Origin of the sequence: Pseudomonas sp. 14P_8.1_Bac3 (assembly GCF_025466085.1) — a bacterium.
In the GTDB taxonomy this organism is placed as follows: domain Bacteria; phylum Pseudomonadota; class Gammaproteobacteria; order Pseudomonadales; family Pseudomonadaceae; genus Aquipseudomonas.
Window position 1 is genome coordinate 1 of record NZ_JANLOD010000012.1, and the last position, 12,540, is coordinate 12,540.

Genomic DNA, 12,540 nt, shown 5'->3' on the forward strand with positions numbered 1-12,540 from the left:
GAGTTTAGTGGCCGGACGCAGCCGGTCCGGCCTTCGCCGCGAACGGCGGTTTTGCCAGCCAGACAATCACGATCAACCCCATGAACGCCCAGCCCAGCAGCGTGAAGTAATCCACGGTGGAGAGCATGTACGCCTGGCTGGTCAGCACATGGTCCAGCTGCGCATACGCCTGATCGCTTGCGCCGCCCAGATTGTTCAATGCTTCGCGGGTCGCGGGCTCATAGGTGCTGATGCTTTCGCTCATGTAGGCGTGATGCTGATCCGCGCGGCGAATCCAGATCCAGGTGGTCAGCGACGCGGCAAAGCTACCGCCCAATGTCCGCAGAAAGGTCGCGAGGCCCGCGCCGTCGGCGATCTGGCTCGGCGGCAAGTCCGACATCAGAATGCTCAGGGTCGGCATGAAGAACAGCGCCACGCCAATGCCCATGAACAACTGCACCAAGGCGATGTGCTGGAAGTCCACCTCATTGGTAAACCCGGCACGCATGAAGCAACTCAGACCGATCGCCAAGAACGCCAGGCCCGCCAACAGTCGCAAGTCGAACTTGTGCGCGTATTTGCCGACAAACGGCGACATCAATACCGGCAGAATCCCGATCGGCGCCACCGCCAGCCCGGCCCAGGTCGCCGTGTAGCCCATCTGGGTCTGCAGCCATTGCGGCAGGATCAGGTTGATCCCGAAGAACCCGGCGTACCCCAACACCAGCACAATCGTGCCGATACGGAAGTTGCGATAGGCGAACAGCCGCAGGTTGACCACCGGATGCTGGTCGGTCATCTCCCAGATCACGAACACCGCCAGGGCAATCACCGAAATGGCGGCGCCGACGATGATGAAGTTCGATTCGAACCAGTCGAGGTCGTTGCCTTTGTCGAGGATTACCTGCAATGCGCCGACGCCGATGATCAGCGTGATCAGACCGACGTAGTCCATCGGTTGACGACTGGTTTCCACCGGACGCTTCTTGAGCTGCGAGCGCACCACCATCACCGCGAAAATCCCGATCGGCACGTTGATGAAGAAGATCCACGGCCAGCTGTAGCTGTCAGTAATCCAGCCGCCGAGAATCGGTCCGGCAATCGGCGCCACCACCGTGACCATCGCCAGTAGCGCCAGGGCCATGCCGCGCCTGGCGGGCGGATAGACCGCGATCAGCAACGTCTGGGTCATCGGGTACAACGGCCCGGCCACCAGGCCTTGAACCACGCGGAACAGAATCAATTCCGGCATCGAGGTGGAAATACCGCAGAGAAACGAGGCCAGCACAAACAGAATGGTCGCCCAGAGAAACAGCTTGACCTCGCCGAAGCGCCGACTGAGCCAACCGGTCAGCGGCAGCGCGATGGCGTTGCTCACGGCGAACGACGTGATCACCCAGGTGCCCTGCTCCGAACTCACGCCGAGGTTGCCGGAAATCGTCGGCAGCGCCACGTTGGCGATGGTGGTGTCGAGGACCTGCATGAAGGTCGCCAGCGACAGGCCGATGGTGCTGAGCAGCAGGCTGGGCGGCGTGAAAGACGCGTTATTGCTCATCGCGAATCCTTTGGAACTGGGAGAGCGCTGCGCCCGTTAAGGGCGCAGCTGACGGACTGGCGAATCAGCGCTGCACGGTTTTACTGACGGCGGCGCTGTTGTCGTGGATCAACTGCGTGATCATCGCGTCGGCTTCGGCCAACTGACGGTCGTAGACGGTGGTGCTGAACGAGGCTTTCTGCGGCGGCTGTTGCGCCAGCACCGGACCACTCTGGTCATGCAGGTTGACATCGACCTGGGTCGATAGACCCACGCGCAACGGGTGCTTGGCCAGTTCCTCGGCATTGATGTGAATCCGCACCGGTACGCGCTGCACGATCTTGATCCAGTTACCGGTGGCGTTCTGCGCCGGCAACAGGGCAAACGCGCTGCCGGTGCCCGCGCCAAGGCTGTCGATGGTGCCGCTGAATTTCACGTCGCTGCCATAGAGGTCGGCTTCGATGTCGACCGGCTGACCGATGCGCATGTCACGCAGCTGGGTTTCCTTGAAGTTGGCGTCGATCCACAGCTGATCCAGGGGGATCACCGCCATCAGCGCGGCGCCCGGCTGCACTCGCTGACCGAGTTGCACCGAGCGCTTGGCCACGTAACCGGTGACCGGCGCGATCAGCGTGCTGCGCGCATTGTTCAGGTAGGCCTGGCGCAGTTGCGCGGCGGCCGACATCACATCGGGGTGCGACGACACCACGGTGTCATCGACCAGCGCGCTGGTGGTTTTCAGTTGCTGTCTGGCGTTGGCCAGGGCGTTTTGTGCCGAGGTCAGGTCATCGCGAGCGTGGGACAGTTCTTCCTGGGAAATCGCCCCACCTGCCGCCAGGTTTTTCCGGCGAGTGAAGTTGTCCTGGGCCTTTTGCACTTCCGCCTGCTGGGCGTTGACCTGGGCTTTCATGCCGTCGACATTGCTGTACAAACCGCGTACCTGGCGCACGGTGCGAGCCAGGTTGGCCTGGGCACTTTGCAGGCCGACTTCGGCGTCGTTCGGGTCGAAATTGACCAGCACCTGACCTTCGTGGACCAGATCGCCATCGTCGGCGCCGATGCTGACGACGGTGCCGGTGACCAGCGGGGTGATTTCCACCACGTTGCCGTTCACATAGGCGTCGTCGGTGCTTTCGTTCCAGCGACCATAGAACTCGTGGTAACCCCAGACGGCGATACCGGCGAGGATCACCACGATGGCCAGCACCACCAACATGAGTTTGCGCTTACGCGGATTGCCGGTGTCTGGTGCGGTGCCTGGCGCTTGATTGGCTGGAGCAGGAGTGTTTTCGGCAGTGGCCATGACAATTACCTTGAATTAGTTGTGCTGCGTGGCTGGGGTTGCGTTGGCCGCGGTCAGGGTGTCGCCCTGAAAACCGCCGCCCAGCGCCTGCATCAGTTGGATCGACAGGTCAATCTGCTCGGCATTCAGGTTGGCCAGTTGCCGCTGGGCCTGAAGCAATTGCTGCTCGATGCTGAGCACGTCCAGATAATTCCCGATACCGGAACCGTAACGCTGGACCACGGTGTTGTAAGAATCCCGGGCAATGTCGGTGGCATGCTGCTGAGCGCCGATCTGCCGGCCGATATCGCGCAACTGGTTGATGGTGTCGCTGACATCCCCCAAGGCTTTCACCAGGTTCTTGTTGTATTGCGCCACCGCGAGGTCGTAGTCGGCGTCGCGGGCATCGAGGTCGGCACGCAAACGGCCGCCATCGAAAATCGGCACCGAGATCGTCGGCGCGATGTTGAAGAAGCGACTGGCGGAGCCGAACATCGCGTCACCCAACAATGATTCGGCACCGGCGGCGGCGCTAAGGTTCAGGTTGGGATAGAACTGGGTCTTGCCGGCGTCAATGTTCTTGCTCGCCGCCTCGACCCGCCAGCGCGCGGCCACCAGATCGGGACGACGGCCGAGCAATTCGGCGGGCAACACTGACGGCAAGGCGACGGCGCTGGCCTGGAGAATCTTCGGCCGGATGATCTCGTTGCCGCGATCCGGGCCTTTGCCGAGCAACACCGCCAAGGCGATTTTCGCGCTTTGCAGACGCTTTTCGGCGTCAATCAGACTGGCTTCGGAGGTGGCTTCCAGGCTTTCGGTCTGCTGGAACTGGTACTGGCTGTCGATGCCGGAGCTCAGGCGACGCTGGCTCAGGTCGAGCATTTGCCGGGTGCGCTTGAGGTCTTCCTGGGCCAGGTCGTGAACGATGTGTGCCTGCCCCAGATCGCTATAAGCGCGAGCGACGTCGGCAGCCAGCGTCAGTTGCGCAGCCTGTTGATCGACTTCGGCGGCGCGGGCCTGGCCCAACGCGGCTTCCCAGGCATCACGCTGCCCGCCCCAGAGGTCGAAGTTGTAATTGAAACTGGCACCGATGTTACGCACGGTGGCGTAGGCATTGCCCTCGCCCCGTGGATCCTGATCCCGGGCCAGGCGCGAACGGCTGACACCGGCGCTGGCATCGAGGGTCGGCATGCGTGCGGCGTCGGCGGCGTATGCGGCGGCGCTGGCCTGATGCGCGCGGGCGTCGGCGATCTGCATGTCAGGGCTGTCGTGCAGCGCTTCGCGGATCAGGCCGTCGAGCTGGGGGTCGCCCAGGCTTTTCCACCAATCGCTTTTCGGCCAGGCCGCGGGCGACAGGGTCACGCCGCTGAGGGATTGCCCGGCCTTGAGGGTCTTCGCGTCGAGACTTTTACCTTCGGTGGTCAGGCCGCTGTAGCTGGCGCAACCGGCCAGCGTCATCGCCGCAAGCACCAGGCTCAGGCCAGTCTGCAAGATTTTGCTGCTCATTGTTCACCTACCCGCAGCAGCGTGATCGAGTCACCGGCTGCCACCAAAATTTTCTTCAGGATCTGTTCCAGGGTGCTCAACTCTTCGGCGGTGATCGCGCCGGCCAGCTCATTCATCGCGTCGGCGCCGATGTGCGGCAGGAGGTCGGCGAGCTTCAGACCTTCCACCGTCAGCACCAGTTGAACCTGACGGCGATCGGCTTCGGAACGTTGGCGAGCGAGGAAACCTTTCTGTTCCAGACGATCGAGCATGCGAGTCATCGAACCACTGTCGAGGGACAGGTGGCGGCACAGCTCGGCCGGGGTGTCGACGCCGTATTGGGCCATGATGATCAACACTTTGAACTGCGCGGCAGTAATGCCGTGGGGTTCCATGTGCGTGTCGATGATCCGGTCCTTGAGCAGCGCTGCGCGTCCGAGCAGAAGGCCGAGATGGCAGTTCTTGAAACCGTCCGGGGTGAAATGCTTCATCTGATCACCAATTAGCTGCCTAGGCAGAGAATGTATGACGAGATGTTACTGCCTAGGCAGCGAATGTCAATGCAATAGTTAGCCTGCTTTGCATTTAGCTGATAAATGGTGCCGGGTTCCGCGCTGTGTACACGGACGCCTTCGCGAGCAAGCCCGCTCCCACAGGGTTAGCGGGCGCCTTGTGGGAGCGGGCTTGCTCGCGAAGGGAGCGACTCGGTTTTCGAGGGAGCGCGGGCCTAGAAATCCCGCTTGTAGAAGATATCCAGCGAACTGGCCACGCCGCCCGCTGCTTCCAGGTACACCTTCTTGCTCAGCTTGTAGCGCAAGGCGATGGTGTTGGCCGGTTCAAACACGCCCACGCCGTAACGCAGGCTGAGCTTCTCGGAGAGATTGCCGCTGGCAACCACGCTGGTGGTGTTGCCGCTGCCTTCGGTATCGAGCTGGAAATCCTGGATGCCCAAATCGTTGGCCAGCTTGCCAGTCACCCCGGAACTGCCCATCAACCCCAGCCCGAGTGCGGCCTGGGCCAGCATGTTGTTGTCTTCGCCGTTAGTACTCAGCGGACGCCCCAGCACCAGATAAGACAAGGCCTGCTCCTGGCTCATGGCCGGTTCGGAAAAGATCTGCGTGGTCGGCTGCTCGGCGCTGCCGCTCAGTCGAATACCGGCAATCACGTCGTCAGTCTGGCGAATCGCCTCGATGTCCAGGTACGGCTGGTCAATCGGCCCGGCGAACAGCAGGCGCGCCCGGCGCACCGTCAGGCGCTGACCGTAGGCACGATAGCGCCCGTCGTTGAGCCACAGTTCGCCGCGGGTGTCCATGTTGTCGCCGATGTGCACATGCCCTTGCAGGTTGGCGGTCAAACCGAACCCGGCGAAGCTCAATTTGTCCTCGCCGACCGCCACGTCGATGTCCATCTTCATGGCGATCGGTGGTTTGCCCTCTTCGGTCTGCTGGCCGATGATCACCGTGTCGTCCGACACCTTGACCGTCGACGGCGGCAATTCGCGCACAGTGATTTCGCCTCGGGGCACCTGCACCTTGCCAGCAATGGCCAGTTCGTCGCCCTTCATCGAAATCTTCAGGTCCGGCGCCACTTCGAGCTTGGCGTAAGGCTCGACGTTGACCGGCAATTGCGTGCCCTTGAGCGCCAGGTCCACCACCAGCGCCTGACCCCAGGCGATGTTGCCGTTCAAACTGCCCTGCCCGTTCTTGCCGCTTTTCCAGCCGCCGTTCAGTTGCACGGTTTCGCCGGCGATCACCGCTTGCAGCTGCAACGCTTGAAGGTCCATCGGCAGTTCCGCACCGGAAATCTCACCGTCGCTGAGCAGCAGATTGCCATTCACCAGCGGCGCCATCAGCGTACCTGCGAGGGTGCCGCTGCCATTCAGGCGCCCGGTCATTTTCTCGACCATTGGCACAAACGGCCGTGCCACGGACAAGTCGAGCCCATTGAGACGGAACGAGCCGGTCAGCGGCTTGTTCTTCGGCAGCGGATTGATCTGCGCCTGCACACTCAATTCGCCGAGTTTGCCGCCGACGAAACTGAGCTCGCTGTCGATGCGCTTGGGCGTAAGTTTGCTGGTGAGCTTCAGCGTCTGGTACGGGAAGTCCAGCCACTGATCCTTTTCCTTCATGCGCAGGGTGCCGCCGCTGGCATCGAGGCTGATCTGGCCGTTCGGGCCGCTGGCCGGCAGGTCCAGTTGCAGGTCGGCGTTGAGCTGGCCCTTCCAGGCGAAATCCTTCGGCAACCACTGCGCCAGGCTGTCGATCGGGAATTGCTTGAGGTGGTAACGCAGCTTCGGCTCCGGCATCAGGCGCTGGTCTTCGCCACAGAGGCTGGCGGGCCCGGACATCCAGCAATGGGCGCCGAAATTGATTTTGCCGTCGGCCAGCCGTTCGAGTTTTGCCGGGCCTTGCAGCTTCCAGTCCTGGCCGCCGGCCTGGATGTCGCCACTGGCGAGGCGCCCGCGCCAGTTGCCTTTGTCGAGCGCACCATCGAGGCCGAGGGCCAGTTTCAACTGCGGGCCTTGCAGGTCGAGGCTGAGTTTCTGATGCTTGATATCGCCCTGGCCGCTGGCGACCAGCGTCCCCAGCGCGGTGTCGCCGGCCTGAATGCCCGCGCCCTTGAGGTCGATTTTCGCCCGTTGCGCGCTGTCGAGGGTCGCGTCGAGGTTCAGGCTTTGCAGGCGATTGTCCTGGAACGCCAGTTGCGTGCCTTGCAGCCCGAGCTTGCCTTGCGGCGCCTTGAGCGTGCCGGCGACATCGAGGCGGCCGTTGAGCTGACCGCGCAGCTGCGGCCAGAGCTGGGCCAGGCGTGGCAGCTTGATGTCGATCTGGCCGGCGAGTTTCTGTTGCAGGCTGCCCTTGCCGGTAATGCTGTTGTCGCCCAGACGGATGTGCAGTGCGTCAAGGTTCCATTGCTCGCCGCTGCCATCGGCTTTGGCTTGCAGAATGGCGGGTTGCCCGCGCAGTCTGCCTTTCAGGTCCAGGTCCGCGTTCAGGCTGAGTTTTTCGTTCTTCAGTTGACCCTTGCTGCGCAACGGCCCGGCCAGGGTGCCCGGCAACTCTGCGAGCCAATACGCCGGATTGAGTGCCGACAGGTCGAGCGCCGTGTCCCAGGCAATGCCATCGGCGAACTGCAGGTTCAGGTGCCCTACAGCCTTACCCTGCCCGGCCTCGAGCTGGATTTGTTGCAGGTAGATTTTCGTCAGGTCGCCGGCAAACGGGCTGCTCAGGCTGAACGCTCCGGCCGGGCCATCCAGTGCGGCTTTGAAGTTGCCGAGGTATTGCCCATCGGTGTAGGAGACTTCACCGTTGAAGCTGCGCAAGGCCACTTCCGGTTCGTCGATCAGCGGATAGAGATGGTGCCAGGGAAAATCCAGCCAGTCGATTTTCGCCGTAGCGTTCAGGCCCTTGCTCCAGTCCACCACGCCGCTGAGCTTGAGGCTTTGCTTGTCGTTGGCGGTCAGGTCCAGCGCGGCGATTTGCGCACCCTTGGCGTCAACCTTGCCTTGCAGCGACAACGCGACCGGGCCTTGCTCGGCGGGCAGCGTGGCGGTGCCGCGCAACTGGTAACCCTCTTTCAGGTCACCGTCGCCCGTGAGTTGCAGTTGGTTGAGTTGCAGGGTGTCCGGCAGGTCGGCGGCGGGTTTGAAGCCGTCGGCGGTGATGCGCAGCTTGGCCGGCAGATGCTCCACCAACGGCTGCAACTCGCCACTCAGTTGGCCGTTCAGGTAACCGCTGCTGTCGGCCGTGAGCTTCAGGGTTTTCAGCAGGTCGCCGTCTACTTTCAAATCCAGCGTCCAGGGAGCCGGTGTCGCCAGTTTCAGCTTGCCCTCCGCCTTGAGCGGCCAGTTGCCGCCAGGTTGCAGCAGGCCGGAGAGATTCAGGCTGATGTCGTCCCGTTGCAGCTGCACCGCGTCGATCTGCAAACCCTGTTCGGTCCAGTGCGCCGCCAGTTGCAGGCCCTTGAGTTCTTCGCTGCCGTTGAACAGCAGACTGCCGACCTGCACATCGCCCAGTTCGAGCGCCAACGGTAATTTCAGATCGGGAAGACTGATCGGGCCGCTGCTTTCCTCTTCGGTTCCAGGCGGAAACTGCAGGCTGACCTGATCGGCCTTCAATTGCTCGATACACAGGGTCTTGCGCGTCAGGCACAGCGGCGACCAGGCGAAAATCACCTGGCTCACTTCAACCCGGCTGGTGCCTTGCTGCCAGACCAGATGGTCGGCACTCCACTGCCCGCCCAGACGCCCCTGGAAGTTGTCGACGGTCAGACCCGGGACAAATCCGAGCGCCCAGCGGCTGCCCGTTGCCGTGCCCAGCACCGTTGTCACGGCCAGAAGCACCAGCACAAATATCGCCAGAATCGCCAGCAGCGTTACCTTCAAACCACGCTTCACAGCTCGGGCCCCATGGAAAAGTGCAATCGAATGCCGCCGTCATCGTCCATCGCGTGGGCCAGGTCGAGGCGAATCGGCCCCACCGGCGATACCCAGCGCACGCCGATACCGACGCCAGTCTTGAGGTTCGGCAGTTCGAGTGTGTTGAAGGAGTTGCCCTGGTCGATAAACGTCGCGACCCGCCATTTTTCGGCGATGGAATATTGATACTCGACGCTGCCGGCAATCATGTAGCGCCCACCGATACGGTCGCCGTCGGAGTTTTCCGGGGACAGGCTCTGGTAATCGTAACCGCGCACGCTCTGATCGCCACCGGCGAAGAAGCGCAGGGACGGCGGCACCGATCGGTAGCCATTGGTCGCACTGCCGCCCACCTGCACCCGGCCGAGGAAGCGGTGTTTATCGAACACCGTGGTCAAGCCTTTCACCAGTGCGGTGCCGTACAGCAAGTTGGTGTCGGAACCCAGTCCTTCCTTGGCAACTTTGGTTTCGAACGTCAGGCGATAGCCGTTGTGCGGATCGATGCGATTGTCGCTTTTCAGGTAGGAATAGCTGACGCCGGGCATCAGCAAGGTGCTGAGCCCCGAGTCGTCGCCAAGTCGGTATTCTTCACGCTGCCATTTCAGCGACACCACCCGCTGCCAGCCGCTGGGTAACTTGCTGTGCCACTCAGGGCCCAGGGTCAGCAGCTTGCTCAGGCTGTCCTTGTCGGCGATTTCTTCGCTTTGGTAGCCCCCGGCGAAGCGCAGTTTGTCGGTCAGCGGAGGATCCAGCGGAATGTCATAGAACAGCCCGACGTTTTGCCGAGGCGCCGAGACTTCGGTTTCCCAGCCATAGCTGTGGCCCTGGGGGTTGACCCAGTGTCGGGTCCAGTTGGCCTTGATCCTCGGGCCGACGTCGGTGGAGTAGCCCAGGCCGAGGCCCATGGTCCGTGGCTTGCGGGTTTCGAGTTTGACGTCCACCGGGATCACATCGTTTTTCGACGCGGTCGGGGCCGCGTCGACGCGTACGCCTTCGAAGTAGCCGCTGGATTGCAGGTTCTGGTTCAGCTCGGCGATCAGCTCGGAGTCGTAAGGCGCGCCGGCCTTGAATGGCACCATGCGCTGCAGCAGGTCTTCGTCGAATGGCGTATCGCCTTCGAAACTGACTTTGCCCAAGGCATAACGCGGGCCGCTGTCGTAGATCAGTTCGATGTCGGCGACGCCCGCGCGCGGGTCGACCGCCAGCCGCTGCTTGCTGAAGTGGCCACTGAAAAAACCGTAGCGCGACGCCTGGTTCTGGATCAGACGCTTGGCGTCTTCATAACGGCCATGGTTGAGCACCGCACCGGTTTTCAGTGCATCACTTTTAGGCATTCGGAATGTTTTGAGGGCGGCCGCCGGACCTTCGACGCGGATCGTGACCGTGCGCAAATGGATCGGCTCGCCCGGATCGATGTTGAGCACCAGGCGCGGCGTCTTGCCACCCTTGACGTCGCTGTCGATATGCGGCTGGTAATAGCCCAGGGCCTGGGCGGCCTTGCGTGCCTGTTCTTCGGCACCACGACTGAAGCGCAGCAAGGCTTGCTCGTCACGATCGCCGAGGCTGCCGATATAGCCTTCTATATTGGCTTTCAGTTCATCGTTGGACGGTTTGATCCGCACATCCAATTCACTTTGCGCCAGCGCCGCGCAGCTGGTGATCAGCATCAGCACGCCGCTGGTTATTCTTCCTGGAAACTTCATAGGCGCGGATGCTATCACGAGCTTGGGAGCGTGATAGAGCCTCGCATGCCGCGAAAGTTCTACCGTTTATGCCGAGGCGGATTGCAGCACCTGCGGATTGGCATGGAAAAACACATGCTCGCGGATAGGTCCTACGGCCACTTCGCCGATTTCTTCATAACCCTGGCGCTTGTAGAACTCCAGGTAACGCGGATTCCCGGTGTCGAGCACCACACCTTCAGAGTGCTCATCCACCGCGCACCAGTTGTGCACCGCTTGCAGCAATTGTTCGCCGAAGTGCTTGCCCTGAAATTGCGGATGAATCCCCAGCAAGGGCAGCAGGTGCACCGAGTCGGAAGGTACGCAGGCCATCACCGCATCGTGGTATTCCAGGTAGCGGCGGGTGCAGCGAAACCCGGTGCTGAGCACCATGCGCAGGCGCCAGGCCCAACTTTCGGTGATACCGAGGCGACGCTGCGGCGGCGCGATCAGGGCGATGCCGATCAGGCGATCGTTGACCAGCAGGCCGATGGCCGGCAGGTCCTGGAGAAAGTGTTGCTTGACCAGTTCACGCACGGTGGCGCGGACCCGCTGTTCGTAGCCGGGGCGTTCGGCCTCGAACAGGTAACCGAAGGTCGGCTCGTGCCGATAGGCCTGGTACAACAGGGAGCGGGCTTCGCGGGAGTAGCCGCTGTCGAGCATGTGGATATCGGCGATGGCGGTCGAGGTTTCGGGCATAGCGGTGGATCTCCCCGGCACAGCTCAAATGGGTGCGCTCTTATTGGTACGAGCCTTCGGTTGGCGTCACAGTTCCCTGACAGGTATAGACCAAGTGGAGATCTTCATCGACCGGGCGGCCATCTTCGCGGGCAAGTCCCGGGCTTGCCCGCGATAGCGGCGGCTCAAGTCAATCAGATATCGACAGACACACCGCTATCGGGCAAGCCCCGCACAGGGATCTCCTGATTAGCCATGAGTTACCAGGAGCCGTAGGGAATGCCGAATTTGTCGATGTAGGCTTTGGACTCTTCCTGAAGGGGATAATAGGCACCGCCCGACTGCCCGCTGTAGGGGCCTTCTGGATTGATCGTGCCTTGCACTCGTATGACCTCGGTGGACAGCAGACATTGGCCGCCTAGCCACACCTTCGCAACTCCCCCAGGTGCCAAGCCCACGATCAACATATTCCGGTGATCCGTTATCCATTTACCGTCTGCACGACAATACGTTTTTTCACCCTGGAGCATGGTCTTGCGTGCCGATTCAGGGATTTCGATAGACGCTTCATAGGTCTGCGGTTCGGCAATGGACTGCCAGCGTACGTAGACCAGGCGAGGCAGGTCGGCATCCCTCACGTATCGACCTTTTCCTCCGGGATGCTTAGGCCATCCTTTTGGATCACCCTTGAAACGAGCCGGGATGCCTTTACTCAGCGGCCGGGGATAACTACTCGCGGGAATTCCGCTCCCGGCCCCCCGAAACACCCGCGCATTGATATCCACGACATCTGCCGTTTCGATCCAGACTTCCATGTAGTCCAGTGAAAAAAATCTGAGACTCCAAGCGTCATACGGGAGTGATCGGTGATCGGCAAAGACACATCCACCCAACAGTGGGATCAGCAGCGCAAAACCTAATTTGAGTATCCATGGGCACTTACTCATTGGGGTGCACCACGCGTTGATAGTTTTCGGCAGGGCGATCGATAAACACGATGTCCAGGGCGCTGTTGTTCCAGCCTTTGGCAGCGTTCCAGTTGGCAGATAGATGGATGTAGCGTTCATAGAGCAACGCCTCCTCGGACAGGCTCAACCCCACACTATGAGTTTCGCCCAATGCGTAGGCCATGAGTTTTTGCGCTATGGTTCGTAGTTCATCCGGTAACGCCAACTTTGGATCTTTGTCGTTTATAACGCGAAAAGGCACATCATTTTTGGCTGCCAACTCACGCATGATGCGCAGATAAATCAAGGCCAGATCGTTGCGCACAATGCGCCTGCTATGGACTGCCGCGTAGACTGTTTTCGATCTGTATACATCACCCTTGACGTGGGTATCAGTCTCCAGCGCCCAGGTTTTCACCTCCGGGGCGAGCCCATATAAATTGAGTTGCTTCCAAAGGTTTTTCAGCTCGTACTGAGCCCATCTGTAGGCGGAGGTG

Annotated in this window: 8 protein-coding genes and 1 pseudogene; all 9 read right to left on the bottom strand. The window is 61.4% G+C overall.

Annotation, left to right across the window (positions count from 1 at the left end; all coding sequences use genetic code 11):
* Positions 1–4 precede the first annotated feature (4 nt).
* Complete coding sequence (locus NTD84_RS04590) at positions 5–1,534, bottom strand: DHA2 family efflux MFS transporter permease subunit (RefSeq protein WP_262163821.1); 1,530 nt, start codon at positions 1,532–1,534, stop codon at positions 5–7.
* Between the two features lie 64 nt (positions 1,535–1,598).
* Entirely contained in the window at positions 1,599–2,816 is a 1,218-nt protein-coding gene (locus NTD84_RS04595; RefSeq protein ID WP_262163822.1) for an efflux RND transporter periplasmic adaptor subunit, read from the bottom strand.
* Between the two features lie 15 nt (positions 2,817–2,831).
* Complete coding sequence (locus NTD84_RS04600; protein ID WP_262163823.1) at positions 2,832–4,301, bottom strand: efflux transporter outer membrane subunit; 1,470 nt, start codon at positions 4,299–4,301, stop codon at positions 2,832–2,834.
* Entirely contained in the window at positions 4,298–4,771 is a 474-nt protein-coding gene (locus NTD84_RS04605) for a MarR family winged helix-turn-helix transcriptional regulator (protein ID WP_262163824.1), read from the bottom strand. Before NTD84_RS04605 ends, NTD84_RS04600 begins: the two co-directional genes overlap by 4 nt.
* 236 nt (positions 4,772–5,007) lie before the next feature.
* Complete coding sequence (locus NTD84_RS04610; protein WP_262163825.1) at positions 5,008–8,676, bottom strand: translocation/assembly module TamB domain-containing protein; 3,669 nt, start codon at positions 8,674–8,676, stop codon at positions 5,008–5,010.
* Complete coding sequence (locus tag NTD84_RS04615; RefSeq protein WP_262163826.1) at positions 8,673–10,400, bottom strand: autotransporter assembly complex protein TamA; 1,728 nt, start codon at positions 10,398–10,400, stop codon at positions 8,673–8,675. Before NTD84_RS04615 ends, NTD84_RS04610 begins: the two co-directional genes overlap by 4 nt.
* Before the next feature lie 66 nt (positions 10,401–10,466).
* Positions 10,467–11,117, bottom strand: coding sequence for a GNAT family N-acetyltransferase (locus NTD84_RS04620; protein WP_262163827.1), 651 nt, complete (start codon positions 11,115–11,117; stop codon positions 10,467–10,469).
* 239 nt (positions 11,118–11,356) lie between these two features.
* Positions 11,357–12,043, bottom strand: coding sequence for a DUF2931 family protein (locus tag NTD84_RS04625; protein WP_262163828.1), 687 nt, complete (start codon positions 12,041–12,043; stop codon positions 11,357–11,359).
* Positions 12,036–12,540 (bottom strand): annotated as a pseudogene (locus NTD84_RS04630) (type VI secretion system tip protein VgrG); the annotation flags it as partial. The pseudogene NTD84_RS04630 and the gene NTD84_RS04625, both read right to left, overlap by 8 nt.